Raw genomic sequence first — 22,296 nt, 5'->3', positions numbered from 1 at the left:
GTGAGATGTTATTTATGGTGTAGAATTTTAATTCCATTGACAATCTATAAAATCTGTTAGCATGTGGAATAGCAGTCCTACTGCTATAATTCTTGTTTTTTTGAAGAATAACATCACCACATAAACCGCCATTGCCCAATAAGTGTGTAATGGGTGAAAATTTATACTACATCTACCTGGATCAAAAATAGGCGTAGCCAAAAGATGATCTAAATCTACTAGCATTGTAGCCAGCATTAACAACCAAGCTTTCTTCCATTCTTTGCTGAAGAAAACATAAGCTATTAGTCCAGGAACTAATAAATGTAATGTATAATGAATAATTGTTTGAAGCATTATAATTTTTATGGAAGTAAATTAATTGTTGAAAACAATGAATTCTATAATTAAAGTAATAGCTATTAAAACAACCATACTTACTGCTACTAAAGCATATACTTTATAAACCTTCTTATTATTGCGAAAATCTTGATTTGGTATTGTTTCAGTACCAGCAACTATATCATTTTCAAGAAGCAATGAATCTATTTTTTGTCTATCAGTTTAAAGAACGAAATACCTAATTTCACCATCAATAAATAGTTGTTCCTTTACTTCAGAATAGAATGGCAATTGTTTGCGGGTCATCGCATTTTCAAAGTTGATTTTATCTTCCAACAAAACGTACAACTTTAAGTGTTTTTGAAGCTTTATATAAAAATTCTCATTTATTCTGCTAATTTATACCATACAGCAGTCAAATGCCCCAATTCCACTACTCTATAGATTCAATCAACACTCCCAACATTTCAATTGCTGCATCGCTAATGCGGGTTCCGGGACCATAAACAGCTATAGCCCCTGCATCAAAAAGGTATTGATAATCTTGTGCAGGAATTACACCGCCAACGATAACCATAATATCCTCACGGCCGTAATTTTTTAAAGCTTCAATTACTTGAGGCACTAACGTTTTATGGCCTGCTGCCAAAGACGACACGCCTAGAATGTGGACATCATTTTCTACAGCTTGTTTAGCAGCTTCGGCTGGAGTTTGGAATAGTGGACCTATATCCACATCAAAACCTACGTCGGCATAACCGGTAGCAACAACTTTCGCTCCTCGGTCGTGACCATCTTGTCCCATTTTTGCAATCATAATACGTGGACGACGGCCTTCTAATTCTGCGAACTGATCTGCCATTTCCCTAGCTTTTGCAAAGCTTTCATCTTGTTTTATTTCTTTACTATACACGCCGCTAAATGATCTTATTTGTGCTTTATACCTTCCGAATTCTTTTTCCATTGCGGTAGAGATTTCGCCAAGAGTGGCTCTACAACGAGCAGCTTCTACAGCTAAAGCTAATAAATTCCCTTCACCTGTACAGGCACATTCGGTAATATCTGCAAGAGCTTTTTCAACTTTAGTATTATCTCGAGTAGATTTTATTTGATTTAAGCGTTCAATCTGAGAAGTTCTAACCTTTTTATTATCAACATCTAAAATTTGTAAAGGGTCTTCTTTTGCCAATCGGTATTTATTAACCCCAACAATTACATCCTGACCACTATCTATTCGCGCTTGTTTTCTAGCCGAAGCTTCTTCAATACGCATTTTAGGTATACCCGCTTCTATAGCTTTAGTCATTCCTCCTAACTCTTCAACTTCTTCAATTAACGCCCAAGCTTTATTTGCGATTTCATTAGTTAAACTTTCTACATAATAACTACCTGCCCAAGGATCGACAGTTCTTGTTATTTGGGTTTCAGTTTGTAGATAAATTTGCGTGTTTCTCGCAATACGGGCAGAGAAATCTGTTGGTAAAGCAATGGCTTCATCTAATGCATTGGTGTGTAAAGACTGTGTACCACCAAACGCCGCTGCTGCTGCCTCAATTGCAGTTCTAGCAACATTGTTAAACGGATCTTGCTCGGTTAAACTCCAGCCACTGGTTTGGCAGTGCGTACGCAATGAAAGTGATTTTTCGTTTTTAGGATTGAATTTCTTCACAATCTTAGCCCATAGCATTCTTGCAGCTCGCATTTTTGCGATTTCCATAAAATGGTTCATCCCAATTGCCCAAAAGAAAGAAAGTCTAGGGGCAAAGGTGTCTATATCCATTCCTGCTTTAATTCCTGTTCGGATGTATTCCAATCCATCGGCCAAAGTATATGCAAGTTCAATGTCTGCCGTTGCTCCAGCTTCCTGCATATGATATCCAGATATAGAAATACTGTTGAACTTAGGCATATTTTTAGAAGTGAATTCAAAAATATCACTGATAATCTTCATCGATGGTGTTGGTGGATAGATATAAGTATTCCTCACCATAAACTCCTTTAAAATATCGTTCTGAATCGTTCCCGAAAGATCTTTTTGTGCAACGCCTTGTTCTTCGGCTGCAACAATGTAAAATGCCATAATTGGTAGAACAGCTCCGTTCATCGTCATCGAAACACTCATCTTATCCAAAGGAATTTGATCGAAAAGGATTTTCATATCCTCAACGCTATCAATTGCCACTCCTGCTTTACCAACATCACCTTCTACCCTTTCGTGGTCGCTATCATATCCTCTATGAGTAGCAAGATCGAAAGCTACAGAAAGTCCTTTCTGACCTGCAGCTAAGTTTCTTCTATAAAAAGCATTGCTGTCTTCTGCAGTAGAAAAACCTGCATATTGACGAATTGTCCAAGGACGGCGCACATACATAGTAGAATATGGTCCGCGAAGATTTGGAGTAATTCCCGCTACAAAATTTAGATGCTGAAGCTTGTCAATATCTTCCTTGGAGTATTCCTTTTTTAATTCAATATTCTCCGCTGTGGAAGATGTATCATCATTCAATTCTGAATTCTGAGTTCTGAATTCTGAATTATCCAAGCTAATATGTTGTATATCTCTTCTACTCATTGCTTAATCTTTCTTGTTCAACTTTTTCTGCTAAACGTTTTTGAATGATTGGAACTATTAAGGTTTTTACCGGATTGTGTTTTACAAACGGAAAAAGCTCAATATCCTCTTTCATCCTATCATTCTTGTTAATATGATAGTTGGTTCCCAATAGTTTTAATTCGCCACTATCAAAAAGCTGCTGCTCTTTTTCAGCGCTTTCTTTAATTTTTTTCTGAATTGATTCTTCTTTTAACTGCTTTAGAAAACCACCATTCTTCTCGATTTCTTTAAACAGTTTTAATGCTTTTTCAGCTAGTTCAGTTGTAAGTTGCTCGATATAATAAGTTCCATCAGCAGGATTACTTACACTTTCAAAATAACTTTCGTGTTTTAAAATCAGTAATTGATTACGAGAAATGCGTTCACCAAACTCATTGCTCTTGTGATAAATTTCATCATATGGTAAGCTACAGACTGTATTGGCGCCACCTAATACAGCACTCATACATTCGGTAGTACTTCGCAATAAATTTACGTTGTAATCGTAAAGGGTTTTATTCCGTTTTGAAGGTGTAGAAACAATATGGCAAGTTTCTTTTACTCCATATTCCATAGCCAAAACTTTATAAAGCTTTCTTAAAGCTCGGACTTTTGCTATTTCAAAGAAATAATTAGCTCCTGTAGCTAATTGAAAAGTCATATTTAAGTTTTGAGCTTCTTCCTTGTTTAAAATTTCAGTATTAGCTTCTGAATTAATTAAGTGATTTAAATATTCATTAGCGTGAGATATGGCGTAAGCCAATTGCTGAACGATATTAGCACCAGCATTTTGGTAAACAGTTGTATCTACAGATAATAAGTTTAATGAAAAATTTTTCTTTATAACACCCTCTAAAATTTCGTGATCTTTCTTTAAGTTATGAAACCAATTCCCAGTACGAGTTAAATTTCCAATAATATCAATATTGTAATATACTGATGCTTCTTTATTTGCAAAAAACTCAAAAAGCTTAGTATAAAATGTTTCTGAAAGAAATTTTAAGTTGAAATAAACTGAGACATTCTCAAGTGGAAAATCTTTAAAAACGACTTTAATATCAAAATCTTCATCTGCAGTAAAAATTATAGCATTTGCACCTCTATTAATTGCATCAATAGCAATATTATTAGCTATTTGCTCCTCATCGATAAATATTTTTTGGGCAATCTTCCATGATTCGGGTTGCCCTGGAATTGGAGAAAACGCTTTATCAAAATCATCCTGATGATAAAAAGGTTTTACGTGTATTCCTTCAGGACTTTGCCAAACTAATGTTTCGTTATAATCTGCTCCCTTTAAGTCAAATTGAATTTGCTGTTTCCACTGTTTGGCTGAAACTTCGTCAAATTCTTCAAATAGAAACTCACTCATCGCTTATCGTCTTTTTTAATACTATCTTGATTTTCGATAATATAAATATCTTCGTTTTCTTTTTTCAAATAATACTTTTCTCGAGCAAATTTTTCCATTTCCTCTTTATCTTGCATTTTCTTTATAAATGCTTTATCATTTTCTATCTCCTTTTGATAGAACTCGGCATTGTTTTCAAGCGCATTAATTTCACTGTCTAATTCGTGGTGAGTTAGATAGGAATTTGCATCGAAAAACAACATCCAAATAATGAACACAACAAGAATTAGTACGAATTTGTTACTTACAATCCGCACGAATTTATTATTCCTAAGTTCTGATAAATTCACTATTCTTTAAGTCTTATTTTATGATCTATAATACTTCTAATAACTTCTACAGCTACAGTATTGTATTTGTTGGTTGGTATAATTATATCGGCATACTCTTTTGTAGGCTCTATAAACTGCTGATGCATCGGTTTTAGTGTGGTTTGATACCTGTTTAAAACCTCTTCTAAGTCACGACCACGAGTGGCAATATCGCGTTTTAATCTGCGGATTAATCGTTCGTCGCTATCAGCATGTACAAATATCTTAATATCAAACATATCGCGAATAACAGGATCTGATAATATAAGGATTCCTTCTACAATTATAACCTTTTTTGGGTAGGTAGTAATTGTTTCTCCTGTACGATTATGCTCTATAAATGAATAAACTGGTTGCTCAAACGAATTTCCAGCGCGAAGTTCTTTTAAATGACTAACTAACAATTCAAAATCAATAGCTTGTGGATGATCAAAGTTTATTTTGGTTCGTTCGTCTAATGTTAAATGACTTGTATCGTGATAATATGAATCTTGAGATATTATACACACTTCATCTTCTGGAAGTTCTGATACAATTTGATCGACTACTGTAGTTTTACCACAACCGGTTCCTCCGGCAATGCCAATTATGAGCATATTTAAAAGATTTTTACAAAGGTAGGGAAAATGGTTTCAAGTTCCACCCTTAGATAGCACTCCGGTTGTTAGTTTAGGTTTATTTTTTATTACTTCAGGTTATAGTGAAAACCTAAAAGCTTTACACTATTTAAAACTATGTCAATCAATTTTGTTTTGAATATGGTTTTCTTTTTTAATTTTGAAACGCTCAATTATTTAAAATGAAAACAATCCTCCTATACCCATCATATTTTCCTACTATTGAACAAATGGCGGCGGTAGCGCAAGCTGAAAAAGTAGTTTTTGAAGTGGAGGATAACTACCAAAAGCAAACTTACCGAAATCGAACATATATTGCGCATAGCAACGGGAAGTTACTGTTGAACATTCCAGTGAAGCACAGCAAAAATGGAAATCGTCAAAAAACTAAGGATATTTTAGTAGAAAACGACTTTCCTTGGCAAGACCATCATTGGAAAAGTTTGCAAAGCGCTTATCGCACCTCTCCTTTTTTTGAGTTTTATGAAGACGACCTAGAACCTATATTCACCGAAAAGGTAGAAAGCTTAATGGAGTTCAATCTAAATATTTTTAATATCCTCTGTGAAATAATAGGAATAGACATTGAAGTTTCACATACCACAGAATTTGAAAAGAAACCCGAAATTGATGACCTACGTATATTAGTTAACGCTAAGAGAAAGTCGGCATTTAAGTGTGAAAAATACACTCAAGTTCACGAAGCAAATCATTCATTTTTACCAAATCTATCGGTATTAGATTTACTGTTTAATGAAGGACCAAACACATTAACGTATTTAGAAAATGCCGAAGTTTTTGAGAATTACATCAAAAGCTAAAAGACTACCACCCCACAGTAGAGCGGATAGCGTAGTGGTCGGAGAAGGTTTTTTTCATAGTATCAAATGATAAAATATCCAACTCTTCAGAAGCAAAAATATAATCAATACGCATTGGGAATTTTTCGAAATTGAAGGTTGTTCCTAGACCATTCCCACGTTTTCTAAAGCTATCGTGCATACCTTCTTTTAATTTTCTATAGGTATAAGAAAAAGGAGTGTTATTGAAATCACCTGCAATAATTATCGGGTACGATACTTTAGTTTTATGGGCATTTATTTCTTCAATTTGTGATTGCTGTTTTCTGAAGGCATAAGAAACCCGCTTCATCAACTTTTCATTATCATTTTTTTGTAAAAAGCTAACTCGAGGTATTATACCTAAAGATTGTAAATGCAAATTATAAACTCTAAGGGTATCCTTTCCTTTAACTATATCTGCATATAATGCATTATTATAAGTTTCCGAAAAATCAAAATAACCTCTCTTTATGATTGGATATTTTGATAAAATAGCGTGACCTAAAGCTGCTTTGTTGTGTTTAAAATGAATGAATTTATAAGGATATGCTGAAAAGTCAATTTTATTGCCCTTATAAAACTCCTGAATGCAAACGACATCGGGATCTTCTTCAGAGAGAATTTCAGTCATAATATCAAAAGCTTCATCGTCTAAATTTTTCTCGTATGCATTAAAAAGTCTAACGTTATACGACAAAATATTCAAACTATTTTGATACTGTGAAGCATCAACTTGCGATGAAATTTCATAAAAAACATTGAAATAGAAATATGAAATTAAAAGAACAGTAAACGAAACAAAAAATCGTTTTCTAAACTGTATTGCCCAATAAATAGCGAAAATAATGTTAACTATAATTAGCAATGAAACCACCAAGCTTAGCAAAGAAAGTATTGGAAAGGTCTTGGGAGGTAGGTAAGGTAAAACGAAAGAAATCAATAATAGAAATGCTGCGAGCAAGTTGCCCCAAAAAATCATCTTATTGATAAATCTTCGCATGGAATTAATCTTCTTTCCCGGCTTTAAAAAGAAAGTCTTTTTCTTCTTTTGTTAGACTTTCATAACCGCTTTTACCTATTTTATCCAAAATCTCATCTATCTTTTTTTGATAATCAGACTTTGATTCTTTAGGCTTAGAACGCTTAGTTTTTGGTTGTGTTGTACGGTGAACTTTTCGAAAGGTTTTTTTTGTTCTTGGCTTAAAAAGATTGGCTATCCAATCCATGAAATTCTCGAACCATTTCCCAATATCATTACCTTTTGCAAGCTGAATTGCATATACATAACCAAAGACTGCTCCTCCTACATGGGCTAAAATTCCACCGGCATTTCCAGCTGGAATTCTAACTAAATCCAACACAAAAAGAAATAGCGCAATTTGCCAAAGTTTAATTGTAAAACTAAATAATCGGAATGCTGTATTTGGAGTATATGTAGCTATAAATATCATTACAGCAGTAACCGCTCCAGATGCCCCAATCAAGTAACCTCTACTTTCATTAAAAACAGGAAAAAGATTATAAGATACTACAAATAGAAGGCCACCAAAAAGTGCTCCTAACAAATATACCGTGAGCAATCTTTTACCTGTAAACAGGTTTAGCACAAATTGTCCAAACCAGTACAACCATATCATATTAAATAAGATATGTAAAAACCCGAAATGCAGAAAAGCATAAGTGATTAAAGTCCATGGCTTAGTTATAAGACTTCCAATATCATCACTTAAAACAAACCAACGAGAAAAATAAAATTGACTAGTGTTTAAAAAGAAAGAGCCTAGATAAACTGCAAAAAATGCAATTGCATTAATCACAATAAGCTTCACCAGTATATTGGCCGACTTGTATTTATCTATAAGATTGTTTGCTGCCATAATTAATTCCAGCGATGGTTATCAAAACTATTTTTCTTCCAGTACCAAGCCATAATAAACCCGAATAACGCTCCTCCAATATGTGCGAAGTGTGCAATACCTGTTTGAGTTCCTGTAATTCCAAAAACTAAATCTAAAACAATAATACCTGGGATAAAGTATTTTGCTTTAATAGGTATAGGCAAGAAAATCATCATCAACTCTACTGTAGGGAACATCATTCCGAAAGCCACTAACACTCCATATACTGCTCCAGAAGCACCCAATGCCACTCCGTTGTATATATTGTACATACTCTGAATTGTGTCCTGAGACACATACTCTAAAATTGCAGTGTTATACTTTCCAGTTTCCAAGATGTCCATGATTTGCTGCTGACTTAGCCCCGCACTTAACAAATCATCCATGCCACTATGAAGCTGGAAGTAATTTACAAGGGTATAAATTAACGCCGAACCAATTCCTGCAGAAAAGTAGAAAAACAGAAATTTCTTCTGTCCCCAACGCATTTCCAAAGGTGAACCAAAAGCCCACAAGGCATACATATTAAAAAGTATGTGGAAAAAGCTGCCATGCATAAACATTGATGTAACCGGCTGCCAGAATTGGAAATTAGAGTTTTCGAAATAATATAAAGCGAATAATCTCTCCGCAATTCCTCCTGTAAACTGTGTGCCTATAAAAAAGATCACATTCAGGATTAATAGAAACTTTACTGTATCTGTTATTCTTCCCATAATTATTACTACCTCTAATTGAAACAATGTGTTTTAAAACACCACATCTTAATAAACCTCGGTAAAATTATTTAAACCCCTAAAGGTTAATTCTACATAAACTTCTTATCCAGTTCATTTACGTCTAAAGTAATGAAAACTGGCTTATTGGTTGGGCTTACAGACGGTTCCTTACAAGCAAACAATTGGTTTATTAAATGTTCACGTTCTTCGCTATTTAAAGAAACACCCGTTTTAATCGCCATACTCGCTGCCATCGATTTAGATAACATATCGTTCTGACTGAAGCCACTATCCGGCACTTCCTCTTTTATATCGTTAATAAGCTGACTTAGCAAATTTACAACATGGCTTTCTAGTATCAATACCGGAATTCCGCTAATCTCAATAGTTTCATCTTTTAACTCTGAAAAAACAAAACCTGTGTTCTCCAACTGTTCTCTTATTTTTTCAATAATAGCCACGTCAGGTTTAGAAAAACTAAGTTGAAGTGGAAATAATAACTGCTGACTCACCGCTTCTTTAACTGTTATGTTTTTCAGCAATTCCTCATAAAGAATTCGTTGATGCGCTAGATTTTGATGAATTACCATCATTCCGCTTTTTAACGGACTTATAATGTATTTATTCTGAAGTTGAAACGTTGTTTGTCCACGTTCAGTTTCTTTATCAGTAAAAAGATTCCCTGTAACTTCTTCACTTTCAAACTCCATTTCTACGGCACTCAAAGATCTCCCTTGGGCTTGTTGCGTGGTACCGAAACTAGAAGTTTCAATTTCACCTTTCAATCCAACATACAACGATTCCCAAGAAGATTCTTTACCTCTGTTAAACGGGAATTTTATATTTGCTTGTTTAGGTTTTTCTTTAAACGGATTGAAATCTCTATCAACCTCTATAGTTGGGGCTGTAGGTGCTTTTTTACTGTATTCATAAGGGGTATCAAACCCTTTATCTCTTTCAAAATCAAGTACAGGAGCAATATTAAACTGTCCTAAGCTGTGTTTTACAGTTGCGCGAAGCATTGCATAAATAGAATGTTCGTCGTCGAACTTAATTTCGGTTTTTGTAGGATGAATATTGATATCAATAGAATGTGGATCTACCTCTAAAAACAAAAAGTACCCTGGATGAACATCGTTTTTCATCAAGCCTTCAAATGCCGAATTTACCGCGTGATGTAAATACGGACTTTTTATAAAACGATCGTTTACAAAGAAAAACTGCTCTCCTCTACTTTTCTTTCCGTATTCAGGTTTCATTACAAAACCTTCTATTTTTAAAATCTCGGTTTCTTCACTAACGGGTACGAGTTTTTCATTGGTTTTACTTCCAAAGATATTTACAATTCGTTGACGCGAATTCGACGATGGAAGATTAAAAACATCGCTTCCATTGTGTAGCATATGAAATGCAACACCAGGATGTGCCAAAGCTACACGGTGAAATTCGTCGATAATATGACGCGTTTCAACTGTATTACTTTTAAGAAAGTTGCGTCTAGCAGGAATATTGTAAAATAGATTTTTCACCGATATAGTTGTTCCTTTCGGTACAACAGCGGGTTCTTGGGAGATTACTTTGCTACCTTCAATAGTTAAATGAGTTCCTATTTCTGAATCCGCAGTTTTGGTTTTTAATTCAACGTGCGCAATTGCAGCAATAGAAGCTAAAGCTTCTCCGCGAAATCCTTTTGTATTTAAGTTAAATAAATCTTCAGCCGATTTTATTTTTGAAGTTGCATGGCGTTCAAAACTCAATCGCGCATCGGTAACACTCATCCCTACTCCATTATCGGTAACTTGTATTAGTGTTTTTCCCGCATCTTTAACAACAAGTGTTATGGCAGTAGCTTTCGCGTCAATGGCGTTTTCTAATAACTCTTTTACTACCGAAGCAGGGCGTTGAACAACTTCCCCAGCTGCAATTTGGTTAGCAACGTGATCTGGTAATAACTGAATAATGTCTGACATTGAAATCTATGCGTAGAAAATGGATAAATCGAAATCAATAATAAATAGGAAAATAAGCACAAGAATTGCAATTATAGCTAAAAGTCTTAAATTGGTTTTTCTATCTGAAGACTGTCTTAAATCTACCCAAGCAGTTCTAAATTTAGCTTTTATCCCTGTGTTTTCACCAACAGTAGTCCTGTATTGGTCAAATTTATGACCTATAGAAAAAGGGCTACCTTCTCCGTCATATTCAAAATGACGTGGTTTATAGTTATACTTCTTATTTTTTCTTCTACCTATTAGTCCCATAATTGTTGTGCCTCAAAGTTACTCAATTCAATTCTGAATTTAAATGTTTTTTGAACAATTACTGTACCAATTGTGTATTACTTGCTCATTGGCAGTGCGTAGTAATTCGCACCCTTCGATTATGCTCAGAGTGAAAAAATTTGGATTTGAGTCTTAAATTTCGGGTACCGAGCGAATTTGAAGTATAAATACTAAATATTAAAATTTAGAATCTTTGCGAAGTTGCGCCATTTTGATCGCTGCAATAGCTGCTTCGGTTCCTTTGTTCCCGTGCTTTCCGCCACTACGATCTATAGCTTGTTGCATAGTATTATCTGTAAGAACACAAAAAATAACCGGGATATTCCCTTGAACATTTAAATCTTTAATTCCTTGTGCTACGCCTTCACAAACGTAATCAAAATGTTTAGTTTCTCCTTGAATCACACTACCTATGGCAATTACCGCATCAAGCATATCATAACTCTGAGTCATACGTTTACATCCGTAAATTAACTCAAAGCTCCCAGGAACATTCCAACGAACTATATTTTCGTTAATAGCACCACAATCTTTCAAAGCATCGAAAGCGCCTTGAAACATTCCCTCTGTTATTTCGTGATTCCATTCTGAAACAACAATCCCAAATCGAAAGTCCTTCGCATTTGGGATTGTTGTTTTATCGTAAGCCGATAAATTTGTATTTTCTGTTGCCATTCTTTATTTCATTGCTTCTGCACGACCGGTATAAATTTCGGCTTTTGCAGCTTCAGTTGAATTCGGATATTCATCCGCTATTTGTTTGAAGTGCTTTAATGCTTTGTCATTCTGATTTAAAGCTATCGCTACAATTCCAGCTTTTAGCAGGAAACGTGGCGTAGTAAATTCATTAGAGCGCATTTTTGCAGCTTCTTCATAATATTTCAAAGCGTCTTCATTCTGATTTAGTTGAGCGAACGCATCACCAATTGCACCTTTAGCTAGAGGAGCTAGGACATCATCCTTGCTGCTAAATTTATCTAACTGAGCAATTGCTTCTTGATATTTATTAGTGTTAAGGTAAGCCATACCCGCGTAATAGTGTGCAAGGTTTGCCGCCTTTGTTCCACTATAGTTTTCGATTATATCAATAAAACCATATTTACCCTCACCTCCTTGAAGTGACAAATTGTATAAAGAGTCTTTAGCTGGAGCCGTTAAAGCTTGTTCCCAATAGTTTTGTGCTTGAAACAACTCGTTCATTGCTTCTGCCTCTTTAGGAGCTTTTACATACTGGTCGTAAGCAAAATATCCTAAAACACAAACAGCTACTACTATAATGAAACCTAAAATACCTTTCTGATTTTTTTCAATCCACGCCTCCGTTTTAGATGCGCCTTCGTCAAGGGTATTAAATACTTCTGCAGTTGTGCTGCCGTCTTCTAATTGTTCTTCTTTTTCAACCTTAGTTCTAGGTTTGCCTCCGCGTTTTTTGTACGTTGCCATAGTTATTGATTATAGTGGCGCAAAAATAAAATTTTTAATGGAATTTAAAAGGATTAATATTTCTTATTTTTTATTAATATTCAATCCTACTGTTAATAAACCTCAAAGCACCATTTACGTGCAATAATAAACTTTTTAAAATAGATTTTAAACAAAAGAACGCAAGTCTTTAGACAAAATCACGTTAAACCTTGTATTTTTACATCCTTATTGAAAACAACCTCTAAAATAGTTCTTAAAGGCACTAGTATCATCGGGTGGGTTTAAATGTCCTAAGTCAATTTTTTATATGAATTTACAAAAGCTATCCTTACTTAATTATAAAAATTTTGAAGCCAAATCCTTCGAATTTGATCCCAAAATCAATTGCTTCGTAGGGAATAATGGTGTAGGAAAAACTAACGTTCTAGATGCTATCTATCACTTATCCTTTGGAAAAAGTTATTTCAATCCTATTACAATTCAAAATATAAAACACGGAGAAGAGTTTTTTGTAGTTGAAGGGTTTTACGATAGAAAAGATAGTCAGGAAAAAATTGTTGTAAGCGCCAAAAAAGGCCAAAAAAAAATAATAAAAAGAAATGGAAAGGCATATGAGAAATTAAGTGAGCACATTGGATTTTTACCTCTAGTGATCATCTCACCCGCCGATAGAGATTTAATTATTGAAGGAAGCGATACACGTAGAAAGTTTATCGATGGTGTTATTTCGCAAAGAGATTCAAATTACTTACAAACTCTTCTCAAATACAATAAGGTATTATCACAACGAAATTCCCTATTAAAGTATTTTGCAGCAAACAACACCTTTAATCAAGATACAATTGACATTTACAATGAACAACTTCACAATTACGGAACATCTATCTTCGGAAAAAGAAACGCATTCCTAGAAGAATTTTTTCCAATATTTCAAAATAGATACAAGTCGATTAGCAGTGGCGACGAATCCATAAACTTACTTTATCAAAGCCAATTACAAGAAAACGATTTACTAACCCTTCTTGAAACAAATATTGTAAAGGATAAAATTTCGCAGTACACCAACTTTGGAATTCATAAGGACGATTTAATTTTTGAAATTGACGGACATCCTATCAAAAAGTTTGGCTCACAAGGGCAACAAAAATCATATCTTATAGCCTTAAAGCTAGCGCAATTCGATTTTATAAAAAATCACACTAAAACTAACCCTATTTTACTTTTAGATGATATTTTTGACAAACTCGATGAAACTCGAGTAGAACATTTAATTACTTTAGTTGACAAGGAAAACTTCGGGCAGCTATTCATAAGTGATACTCACGCCGAACGTACCGAAGAAGTAATCAAAAAAGTACATCAAACGTATAAAATGTTTCAGCTATAAACTAAAGAAAAGATGAATTTTAGAATAATACTATTAATACTTACTACCGTTTTATTTTCTTGTGCAAAACCTAATCCAGAGGAACAAAAGCAACATCTTAGTGGTTATTGGGAAATAAACACCGTAGAAATGCCAGACGGAGAAGTTAAAAACTTTGGTGTAAACACTATAATAGACTATATTGAGATAAATGGCGATAGCGGAACTCGCACAAAGGTTTCACCAAAATTTGATGGCACCTTTAACACAAATGGTGTAACAGAGGACTTCACCTTAAATATTGAAGAAAACCAATTAATCATGCACTACAAAACTTCATTTGACGAGTGGAAAGAAACTGTAGTTGAAGCAAAAGATAGCACCTTAGTTTTAAAAAACAGAGATAATAAAACTTACACGTACAATAGGTTTAGAAAATTTGACATTGTTGATTGAATATAGATGTAGAATAGTATATAATTCACCTTAAAATTTACATTTCTAAAATTAAAAAATGGCTAAACGATACGCAGAAAATATATCACTTGGAGATGCTTTAAAAGAGTTTATCGGTAAAAACAAGCTTGACAAAGGCTTGGACAAGGTAAACGCTAAAGAAGCTTGGGTAACCGTAATGGGTCACGCGATTGTAAAATACACATCCGATGTAAAATTGGATCGTGAGACGTTATACGTGCAGCTTACTTCTTCAGTTTTACGTGAAGAGCTCAGTTACGGAAAAGAAAAAATAGTTAAACTACTCAATGAAGAGCTAGGAAGAGAATTAATAAAAAAGTTGATTTTACGATAACGCAAAATAATAATGTAAAAACAAAAACGCCTTCCAAATTGGAAGGCGTTTTCAATTAAATTATTTTGTAAATGCTTAAAACATTTCACGACCTGAAAAATGGAAAGCACTTTCAATTGCAGCGTTTTCATCGCTATCACTTCCGTGAACTGCGTTTTCGCCAATTGAAGCTGCATACATTTTACGGATAGTACCCTCAGCAGCATCTGCTGGATTGGTAGCACCAATTAATGTACGGAAATCTTCAACTGCATTCTCTTTTTCAAGAATTGCAGCAACGATTGGACCGCGTGTCATATATTCTACTAATTCGCCATAAAATGGACGCTCACTATGTACTGCATAAAATGCTTTAGCATCGTTTGTAGTCATATGCGTAAGTTTCATCGCTACGATTCTAAAACCTGAAGCGTTAATTTTTTCAAGAATTGCGCCTATGTGTCCTTTTTCAACCGCATCTGGCTTTAACATTGTAAATGTTCTGTCTGTTCTCATTGTGTTTTTTAAATTTCGGCAAAAATAGGTATTTTATTTTCAACATTCAAAACCTATGCTTTTTGTTTAAACACTAAGTATAGATAATTAGATATAATTCCATCCCTTCAGCAGTATTTCCTACAATAATTAACCATATTCGATTCTTTGGGGTTAAAAGGCTTTGTCGTATCTTCGCGCCCTATGAATAAAGAAACCACCGAAGTAGTTAAAAACCTACTTAATTCGCCTCAAAACATAGTAATTATCGGTCATAGAAACCCTGATGGGGATGCGCTTGGTTCTTGCTTAGGCCTTTCATTTTATTTGAAAGGTGAAGGACATAATACAACTGTATTAATGCCTAATGACTTTCCAGATTTCTTAAAATGGATGCCTGGAGCAGATGATATTTTGATTTATGAAAAGGAGATTGAAAAAAGCAATGAGACGTTAAATCAAGCCGATATAGTTTTCACTCTAGATTTTAACGATTTAAGTAGAGTGGGCGACCCACTTAGGGGGGTATTGGAAGCATCTTCTGCAAACTTTGTGATGATAGACCATCACCAACAACCATCAGATTACGCTATTGCAACATATAGCGATGTTAAAATGAGCTCTACTGCAGAAATGGTATACCATTTTATAGATGCCTTAGCTGGAATTGATAAGTTATCAAAAGAAATAGCTACCAATCTTTATACTGGGATAATGACAGATACGGGATCATTTCGTTTTTCTTCTACCTCCCCTACTACACATAAGGTTGCAGCAAAATTGATTGAAACTGGTGCAGAAAGTGCTATCATCCATCAAAATGTTTACGATAACAATAGCCCCGAAAGAATAAAATTGCTAGGCGTTGCTTTAAACAACTTGCATTTAATTCCAGAATTACACACAGCTTACATCACACTTACGCAAAGGGAATTAGACGAAAATAACTTTAGAAAAGGAGATACCGAGGGGTTTGTAAATTATGCATTGTCGGTTAAAGGTATTGTTTTCGCTGTAATATTCATTGAAAATAAACAAGAGAGTATTGTGAAAATTTCTTTTAGAAGTAAGGGAACGTTTTCGGTAAATGATTTTGCTCGCAATCATTACAGTGGTGGCGGACATATTAACGCTGCCGGAGGAAAAAGTTCGCAAGACCTTAACAAAACCATAAACGAATTTATTAGTATCTTGCCACGTTATAAAAACGAACTTGCTAATGCTCAATAAGCTAATATACATATTATTATTCTCGGCTTTAATCACCTCTTGTAAAAGCCCTGAAGCTAGAAAGCCTATACAAAGTCAGTCTGGTACATTCATAAAAGAATCTGCAGAAAGAAATAAAAAACTTTATGAAGAGGAAAAAGATTATATCGAAAAAATAATCGCAAAAGACTCAACTCACAACTACATTATGTCGGAAAGTGGATTTTGGTATTTTTACAATAAACGTGATACTACATCTTCAGATATGCCTGATCCAGGAGATATTGTAAAATTCACTTACGACATTAAAGACCTAAACGGCTCCATGATTCTTTCAGAAAAAGATAATGGTTTACAGCAATACAAGGTAGACCAAAGCAATCAAGAACTTATCTCTGGTGTTCGTGATGGCATAAAACTTATGAAGGAAGGTGAAACAGTAACTTTCCTATTTCCTTCCTATAAAGCCTATGGCTATTATGGGATCGAAAAAAAACTCGGTACTAATATTCCTGTGCAGAGCACTGTAACTTTACACTCAATTGAACAATCAAACGAAAATTAATTATTTATGAGAAAATTATCATTTCTATTATTATCACTTACGCTCGCATTTGCGTCTTGTCAGGAAAAATATCCTGAATTAAAAGAAGATGGTGTATATGCTGAATTTATTACTAATAAAGGAACTTTTGTTGCTAAACTAAAAAATGAAACTGCACCGCTTACTGTTTCTAACTTCGTAGCCTTAGCCGAAGGTACTAACGCAATGGTAGATTCTATTTACAAAGGAAAGCGCTTTTACGATGGACTTTCTTTCCACAGAGTTATAAAAGATTTTATGATTCAAGGTGGAGATCCAAAAGGTGATGGTACAGGAAGCCCTGGGTACGCATTTCCAGATGAAATTACCGACACTATTCGATTTGACAGAAAAGGTCTTTTAGCAATGGCTAATTCAGGTCCAGCGACAAATGGAAGTCAGTTTTTTATTACTTTAAAAGAAACTCCTTGGTTAGACGGCCGTCACACTATTTTTGGTGAGATTGTAGTTGGTCAAGATATTGTTGATACAATTGGAGTAGTAGAAACAGAAAAACCTGGTGATAAACCGGTTTCTCCAGTAATTATTGAAAAAGTAAACATCATCAATAAAGGAAAGGTGAAAGTACCTTACTTTACTGAAGAAATGAATAAAATAGAAAAAGAGAAAAAAGAGAAAGAAGAACGCATTAATAAAATTGCAGCTGCCAAAGCAGAGGAATTAAATGCCCTAAAAGCTAAAGCTGATTCTCTTCCATCAGGATTAAAAATTTACTTCAACGAAAAATCAGAAGGAGAACAGCCTAACGAAGGTGATAAAATTTTAATGAACTACGCTGGTTTCTTAACAAACGGAAAATTATTCGATTCAAATATTTTGGCACAGGCTGAAAAATACGAGATGGTCGATGAAATGCGTAAAGCAGCTGGACAATACGTACCAGTACCAACAGATTACAGTAAAAATGCGCAATTAATTCCAGGTTTCCGCGAAGGATTACTAAATATGAAAGTTGGCGATAAAGCTACACTCTTTATTCCTTCTCATTTAGCATATGGAAAAAGAGGAGTTCCAGGAGTTATCCCTGCTGATTCTGAATTAATTTTCGAACTTGAACTTGTAGAGATTGTGAAGTAATTTCAAATCTTGCTAAATACATAAAGAGGAACTGATTTAAAATCAGTTCCTCTTTTTTATTTAAATTAATTGAAAAGCGCTAGTTAAGCTATTAGCCTACCCTATTCTTATATCTTTGGAATAACGAAACGACTCAGCGTTATTTCTTAGGAATATTCTTCATTACTTCTAGAGTAAAGTCCCAGTATTTTTGAGCTGAAGAAATACTTGCACGCTCATCAGGAGAATGCGCTCCTCTAATAGTTGGACCAAAGGAAATCATATCCATCCCTGGATAATTCTGACCTAGAATACCACATTCTAACCCTGCATGACATGCGGCAACATTGGCTTTTTCACCATTCATTTTTTCATAAAGACTATCCATTACTTTTAAAATAGCACTATCCATATTTGGTGCCCATCCAGGGTAATCACCTGAAAGCTTAACCTCGTAACCTGCTAATTCAAAAGTTGATTTTAACGCATTTGCTAAAGTCGCTTTTGAAGATTCAACAGAACTTCTGGTTAGACATTCAATTTTAATGCTACCATCTGCAACAGATACTTTTGCAATATTATTTGAAGTCTCCACCAAGTCTTCAATGTCGGGAGACATTCTATAAACACCGTTATGCGCAGCATTCATAACATTTAAAAACTTAGTTTGACATTCGTCATGCATTACTTTAGAAAAAGTATCATCGCTCTTTTCAGCAGTAATTGAAAGATTCTCTTCTAAAGATTTATACTCTACAAGAATATCATTCTTCATGCTTTCGAACGCTGCTTGAAACTTAGTTTCATCTGTAACAACAACCTCAGCAACACTTTCACGCGGAATTGCATTTCGAAGACTACCTCCTTCAAGCTTTGCTATATTCATAGAATCATTAGCAGCAAAAAGCAATCTGTTCATCAACTTATTTGCATTTCCAAGACCCTTAATGATGTCCATACCACTATGGCCACCGTTTAGTCCTTTTACACTAATAATATACGATTGCCCATTTTTAGAGGCTTCAACATTTTTATACTCGCCTGTAGCAGTAATATCTACTCCCCCAGCACACCCAATTCCAATTTCATCATCTTCTTCTGTGTCTAAGTTTAAAAGTATATCTCCCTTCAAGATGCCTCCTTTTAAGCCTTTTGCACCTGTCATTCCTGTTTCTTCATCTATAGTGAAAAGCGCTTCTATTGCTGGATGTTCTATATCGTCACTTTCAAGTATCGCCATTATTGTAGCAACTCCTAAACCATTGTCCGCCCCAAGTGTAGTTCCTTTAGCGCGTACCCAATCCCCATCAACATACATTTCAATTCCTTGCTTGTCGAAATCGAAGTCTGTATCGTTGTTTTTTTGGTGAACCATATCTAAGTGACTTTGTAAAATAATCATTTTTCGGTCTTCCATTCCTTTAGTTGCAGGCTTGCGGATAATTACGTTTCCTACTTCATCTTCTATGGTTTCCAATCCAAGACTTTTTCCGAAGTCTTTCATAAAAGCAATTACACGTTCCTCCTTTTTTGAAGGTCGCGGTACGGCGTTAAGATCTGCAAATTTGTTCCAAAGCGCTTTGGGCTCTAAGTTTCTTATTTCTTGGTTCATATACGTTATAATTTTTATTGTGAAAAAATTCTTACCGCGAATTCACAAATCTCCTGCAAATTATTCTTCACTTTATATGCGAAACTTCTTGAAGGTTTAATTGACTTTTAAATTCGAGGCATATTTCCACAAAATTACCGTTTTTCATCCGCTATAAAAATTATGAGGAGAAAGAATTCCTTTGTAAGTTTGAATTATGCAAAGACGAACCTCACTAATCATTGCGCTGCTACTACCAATACAGATATCTCTGCTTCAAATTCTAAAGAATTTTCCCGAATTTGTAGAGAAGTATTACAGTTTGGGATTGTACCCCATAATTTCAAAAATCTCTCGCTATTTATTTGGTTGGGTTCCATTTTCGGTTGGAGACGTTTTTTATTTACTAATTGGTATTATTGCCATACGATGGGTGTACAAAAACTCTCATCGACTTCGTTTTGAACCATTTCGAGTTTTAATAGACATTACTGCTGCAGTTTCAGTGGTATATTTTATGTTCCATATACTTTGGGCTTTCAATTACTATAGATTACCCCTTCATAAATCGCTGCAATTAGAAAGCGATTACAGCTACGAGCAATTACTGGAAACAACTAAAAAATTTATTGAAAAGAGCAACACATTGCACAATGAACTAAACGGGGGTGATACTCTAAAAGTAGCGGTTCCCTATACTCAAAAAACAATGTTGGAAAAATCCATAAATGGCTATATTAATTTAGAAAAAGAATTCCCACAACTCGCCTACTCTCCTCGAAGTATTAAAAATAGCGGTTGGAGCTTAGGATTAACCTATATGGGGTACAGCGGTTACATAAACCCGTTTTCTGGAGAAGCACAAGTGAATAATTTAATTAAAACGTATAAATTTCCAGTTGTGGTCTGTCACGAAGAAGCACATCAAATTGGTTACGCTGCCGAAAATGAAGCTAATTTTATCGCAACTTTAGCAACCCTTCACAATAACGATACTTATATACAATACGCGGGTCACATATTTACACTTCGCTATTTACTAAGCGATGTGTTTAGAAACAGTGAAGATGATTTTTTTGAATTAACAAAAACCATTAACCCAGGAATTTTAGACAGCTATAGAGAAATGCAAGATTTTTGGGGAAGTTATGAAAACCCTTTGGAAACATTTTCAAAAGTATTTTGGGATAATTTCTTAAAAGCAAATAATCAAAGTGATGGTATAAAGAGTTATAATTATATGGTGGCTTTGGTGGTTAACTATTTCGAAGAGAGAACTTTATAATTGTTCTGGGTTCTTTTAATAATATTTGAATTAGATGATATAATTGATAAAAGCAGCCCTATTTAAAAGGAAAAATTAGCGATTTCTTTAATAATTGAGGTGTTTTTTTATTATTCTTGCCCCATTCAAAATTGCTTATTTATGAGAAGAAAACATTTATTTCAATACTTTCTACTTGGTATGGTATTGCTCTTTCAATCTTGTGAGGTTGATATAATGAATGATAAACGTGTTTTGGTTACAGGAACCATTGTTAACAGTGACAACAACCCTATACCAAATATTTCGGTACGCTCTCAAACAACCCGTAATGCAATTTTAGGCGAAGCTATAAGTGATGAAAACGGACAATTTGAATTCACTTCGCTTATGTCCAAACCTCCTTATAATTTTTATATAGCAGTTAATTCAAAACCCTTTGGTGAAATATGGTATTACCACTATGATACCGAGCTAATTGAAAATATAGATTATTCTGCCAAAGCGTTTTACGACGAAACCAGTAACCGCAATGCTACAACATATAATCTAGGAGTTATTCAGCTAAACAAGTACGCAAAACTAAACCTCCATATCAACAACATTCCAGGAGACACTAATACTCTTGAATTCAAATTAGACTATGATTCCGCTATTTGTAGAGTTGACTTAAATGGCAATGATTTTAACCAATGTGAAGATGAGGATTTTGAATTTAGATTTTTAGACTCCGAATACTCAGATATTTATATGAATGTAGAAAGTCAACTAGGTTCAACTGTTGATTTTATTTACAAATTGAATGGCGAGCCTGAACAATCAATTTCCATCCCACTAACAAACCCTGAAAATACATATGTTTTTGAATATTAGAACTTTTGTGTTGGCGTTATTTATTTCATCCACCGCACTTGCACAGCAAACAGAAACTACTAAAATAGACAGCTTAGGACCAGGTAAGAACATTGGCAACATAAGTATTGGCCCATATTTTCCAATTGCTTTTGGTGATAATTTTGCAAACAATGGATTGGATTTAAAAATGGGAGCGAGATTTTCTTTTAAAATTAATACAATTGAAGACTTATATGTTGGCCCATATTTCAGTTTTTTTAAATCTAATGTTTCCAACCCCGAGCTAATAGGAAACTATTTCCGATCCAATAATTATGTGTTTGGAGGGATGGTTAATTATGAAAAGCACATAGGCGATTTTGACGCTAGCATAGGACTTGGAATTGGGTATTCAACCTATCGCAATCACGCCACAGGTGACAATTTTAGCGATACCGCAACTGCAGTTTGGTTAAATCCTGAAGTAAGCTATCGATTCTCAAACTATTTAGGTGTTTACGCTTCTACGGAATTACGTCACGATTTTATGAATGTGAATGTTCCTAACGAATTAAAAGACACTTTTAATGGTGCTAATTACCTCAACATTAGTTTCGGACTTCGCATAAATTTAGGAACTGCACATAAGTATATGTAGCTTATCTTTG

25 protein-coding genes are annotated in these 22,296 nt (G+C 34.5%); 10 read left to right on the top strand and 15 right to left on the bottom strand.

Features of this window, described 5'->3' with window-relative positions; translation table 11 throughout:
* Nucleotides 1–27: 27 nt before the first annotated feature.
* From K8344_RS09420 to udk, 6 genes are all read right to left on the bottom strand, one after another.
* Entirely contained in the window at nucleotides 28–336 is a 309-nt protein-coding gene (locus K8344_RS09420) for a DUF6122 family protein (RefSeq protein ID WP_237608452.1), read from the bottom strand.
* A gap of 21 nt (nucleotides 337–357) precedes the next feature.
* Nucleotides 358–519: a hypothetical protein gene (locus K8344_RS09415; protein WP_237608451.1), complete on the bottom strand. Its 162-nt coding sequence runs from the start codon at nucleotides 517–519 to the stop codon at nucleotides 358–360.
* A gap of 235 nt (nucleotides 520–754) precedes the next feature.
* The gene (gene scpA / locus K8344_RS09410) at nucleotides 755–2,893 is read right to left on the bottom strand and encodes a methylmalonyl-CoA mutase (RefSeq protein WP_237608450.1); all 2,139 of its coding nucleotides are present in this window, start codon (nucleotides 2,891–2,893) and stop codon (nucleotides 755–757) included.
* Nucleotides 2,886–4,286 carry a methylmalonyl-CoA mutase subunit beta gene (locus tag K8344_RS09405; RefSeq protein ID WP_237608449.1) on the bottom strand — a complete coding sequence of 467 codons (1,401 nt, stop codon included), beginning with the start codon at nucleotides 4,284–4,286 and terminating at the stop codon, nucleotides 2,886–2,888. Before K8344_RS09405 ends, scpA begins: the two co-directional genes overlap by 8 nt.
* Nucleotides 4,283–4,615, bottom strand: coding sequence for an FtsB family cell division protein (locus K8344_RS09400; protein ID WP_237608448.1), 333 nt, complete (start codon nucleotides 4,613–4,615; stop codon nucleotides 4,283–4,285). The genes K8344_RS09405 and K8344_RS09400 overlap by 4 nt, the downstream gene beginning before the upstream one ends.
* Nucleotides 4,615–5,232: a uridine kinase gene (gene udk / locus K8344_RS09395; RefSeq protein ID WP_237608447.1), complete on the bottom strand. Its 618-nt coding sequence runs from the start codon at nucleotides 5,230–5,232 to the stop codon at nucleotides 4,615–4,617. The genes K8344_RS09400 and udk overlap by 1 nt, the downstream gene beginning before the upstream one ends.
* Before the next feature lie 203 nt (nucleotides 5,233–5,435).
* Between udk and K8344_RS09390 the strand changes: the two genes are divergently transcribed.
* The gene (locus K8344_RS09390; protein ID WP_139854942.1) at nucleotides 5,436–6,074 is read left to right on the top strand and encodes a WbqC family protein; all 639 of its coding nucleotides are present in this window, start codon (nucleotides 5,436–5,438) and stop codon (nucleotides 6,072–6,074) included.
* A gap of 4 nt (nucleotides 6,075–6,078) precedes the next feature.
* Here K8344_RS09390 and K8344_RS09385 read toward each other — a convergent pair whose 3' ends face one another.
* From K8344_RS09385 to K8344_RS09355, 7 genes are all read right to left on the bottom strand, one after another.
* Nucleotides 6,079–7,095 carry an endonuclease/exonuclease/phosphatase family protein gene (locus K8344_RS09385; protein WP_237608446.1) on the bottom strand — a complete coding sequence of 339 codons (1,017 nt, stop codon included), beginning with the start codon at nucleotides 7,093–7,095 and terminating at the stop codon, nucleotides 6,079–6,081.
* Between the two features lie 4 nt (nucleotides 7,096–7,099).
* Nucleotides 7,100–7,972 (bottom strand): rhomboid family intramembrane serine protease, encoded by an 873-nt coding sequence (locus K8344_RS09380; protein ID WP_237608445.1) that lies wholly within the window; start codon nucleotides 7,970–7,972, stop codon nucleotides 7,100–7,102.
* A 2-nt stretch (nucleotides 7,973–7,974) separates the two neighbouring features.
* Nucleotides 7,975–8,709: a rhomboid family intramembrane serine protease gene (locus tag K8344_RS09375; protein WP_237608444.1), complete on the bottom strand. Its 735-nt coding sequence runs from the start codon at nucleotides 8,707–8,709 to the stop codon at nucleotides 7,975–7,977.
* A gap of 92 nt (nucleotides 8,710–8,801) precedes the next feature.
* Nucleotides 8,802–10,682 carry a DNA mismatch repair endonuclease MutL gene (gene mutL / locus K8344_RS09370; protein ID WP_237608443.1) on the bottom strand — a complete coding sequence of 627 codons (1,881 nt, stop codon included), beginning with the start codon at nucleotides 10,680–10,682 and terminating at the stop codon, nucleotides 8,802–8,804.
* 6 nt (nucleotides 10,683–10,688) lie between these two features.
* Entirely contained in the window at nucleotides 10,689–10,973 is a 285-nt protein-coding gene (locus K8344_RS09365) for a riboflavin synthase subunit beta (RefSeq protein WP_237608442.1), read from the bottom strand.
* Nucleotides 10,974–11,171: 198 nt separating this feature from the next.
* The gene (gene ribH, locus K8344_RS09360; protein ID WP_139854948.1) at nucleotides 11,172–11,669 is read right to left on the bottom strand and encodes a 6,7-dimethyl-8-ribityllumazine synthase; all 498 of its coding nucleotides are present in this window, start codon (nucleotides 11,667–11,669) and stop codon (nucleotides 11,172–11,174) included.
* A 3-nt stretch (nucleotides 11,670–11,672) separates the two neighbouring features.
* A complete protein-coding gene (locus K8344_RS09355) occupies nucleotides 11,673–12,437 on the bottom strand; it encodes a tetratricopeptide repeat protein (RefSeq protein ID WP_237608441.1) in 765 nt (254 codons plus the stop codon).
* 289 nt (nucleotides 12,438–12,726) lie between these two features.
* Here K8344_RS09355 and recF point away from each other — a divergent pair, with 289 nt between their 5' ends.
* Genes recF through K8344_RS09340 form a run of 3 tightly spaced genes read left to right on the top strand, consistent with a single transcriptional unit; the run spans nucleotide 12,727 to nucleotide 14,596 of the window.
* A complete protein-coding gene (recF, locus tag K8344_RS09350; protein WP_237608440.1) occupies nucleotides 12,727–13,806 on the top strand; it encodes a DNA replication/repair protein RecF in 1,080 nt (359 codons plus the stop codon).
* A gap of 12 nt (nucleotides 13,807–13,818) precedes the next feature.
* Nucleotides 13,819–14,241, top strand: a complete 423-nt coding sequence (locus K8344_RS09345; RefSeq protein ID WP_237608439.1) for a lipocalin-like domain-containing protein — start codon at nucleotides 13,819–13,821, stop codon at nucleotides 14,239–14,241.
* A 58-nt stretch (nucleotides 14,242–14,299) separates the two neighbouring features.
* Nucleotides 14,300–14,596: a DciA family protein gene (locus K8344_RS09340; RefSeq protein WP_237608438.1), complete on the top strand. Its 297-nt coding sequence runs from the start codon at nucleotides 14,300–14,302 to the stop codon at nucleotides 14,594–14,596.
* 75 nt (nucleotides 14,597–14,671) lie between these two features.
* On the opposite strand, the gene K8344_RS09335 is transcribed toward K8344_RS09340, so the two are convergent.
* Complete coding sequence (locus tag K8344_RS09335; RefSeq protein ID WP_165148494.1) at nucleotides 14,672–15,091, bottom strand: nucleoside-diphosphate kinase; 420 nt, start codon at nucleotides 15,089–15,091, stop codon at nucleotides 14,672–14,674.
* A 183-nt stretch (nucleotides 15,092–15,274) separates the two neighbouring features.
* Between K8344_RS09335 and K8344_RS09330 the strand changes: the two genes are divergently transcribed.
* Genes K8344_RS09330 through K8344_RS09320 form a run of 3 tightly spaced genes read left to right on the top strand, consistent with a single transcriptional unit; the run spans nucleotide 15,275 to nucleotide 17,960 of the window.
* The gene (locus K8344_RS09330) at nucleotides 15,275–16,300 is read left to right on the top strand and encodes a DHH family phosphoesterase (protein WP_237608437.1); all 1,026 of its coding nucleotides are present in this window, start codon (nucleotides 15,275–15,277) and stop codon (nucleotides 16,298–16,300) included.
* Nucleotides 16,290–16,844, top strand: a complete 555-nt coding sequence (gldI, locus tag K8344_RS09325) for a gliding motility-associated peptidyl-prolyl isomerase GldI (RefSeq protein ID WP_237608436.1) — start codon at nucleotides 16,290–16,292, stop codon at nucleotides 16,842–16,844. The genes K8344_RS09330 and gldI overlap by 11 nt, the downstream gene beginning before the upstream one ends.
* Before the next feature lie 6 nt (nucleotides 16,845–16,850).
* Nucleotides 16,851–17,960: a peptidylprolyl isomerase gene (locus K8344_RS09320; RefSeq protein WP_237608435.1), complete on the top strand. Its 1,110-nt coding sequence runs from the start codon at nucleotides 16,851–16,853 to the stop codon at nucleotides 17,958–17,960.
* Nucleotides 17,961–18,099: 139 nt separating this feature from the next.
* On the opposite strand, the gene K8344_RS09315 is transcribed toward K8344_RS09320, so the two are convergent.
* Nucleotides 18,100–19,551: an aminoacyl-histidine dipeptidase gene (locus K8344_RS09315; protein WP_237608434.1), complete on the bottom strand. Its 1,452-nt coding sequence runs from the start codon at nucleotides 19,549–19,551 to the stop codon at nucleotides 18,100–18,102.
* A 196-nt stretch (nucleotides 19,552–19,747) separates the two neighbouring features.
* Between K8344_RS09315 and K8344_RS09310 the strand changes: the two genes are divergently transcribed.
* The 3 genes from K8344_RS09310 to K8344_RS09300 all read left to right on the top strand — a co-directional run bounded on the left by K8344_RS09310 (nucleotide 19,748) and on the right by K8344_RS09300 (nucleotide 22,286).
* The gene (locus K8344_RS09310; protein ID WP_237608433.1) at nucleotides 19,748–20,815 is read left to right on the top strand and encodes a DUF3810 domain-containing protein; all 1,068 of its coding nucleotides are present in this window, start codon (nucleotides 19,748–19,750) and stop codon (nucleotides 20,813–20,815) included.
* A 141-nt stretch (nucleotides 20,816–20,956) separates the two neighbouring features.
* Entirely contained in the window at nucleotides 20,957–21,667 is a 711-nt protein-coding gene (locus tag K8344_RS09305; RefSeq protein WP_237608432.1) for a carboxypeptidase-like regulatory domain-containing protein, read from the top strand.
* The gene (locus tag K8344_RS09300; protein ID WP_237608431.1) at nucleotides 21,657–22,286 is read left to right on the top strand and encodes a hypothetical protein; all 630 of its coding nucleotides are present in this window, start codon (nucleotides 21,657–21,659) and stop codon (nucleotides 22,284–22,286) included. The genes K8344_RS09305 and K8344_RS09300 overlap by 11 nt, the downstream gene beginning before the upstream one ends.
* Nucleotides 22,287–22,296: the final 10 nt, after the last annotated feature.

This window comes from Aequorivita xiaoshiensis (assembly GCF_022008395.1).
GTDB classification, from domain to species: domain Bacteria; phylum Bacteroidota; class Bacteroidia; order Flavobacteriales; family Flavobacteriaceae; genus Aequorivita; species Aequorivita xiaoshiensis.
Note: the sequence above shows the minus strand (reverse complement) of the source record. Positions and strands in the feature narration are given on the sequence as shown.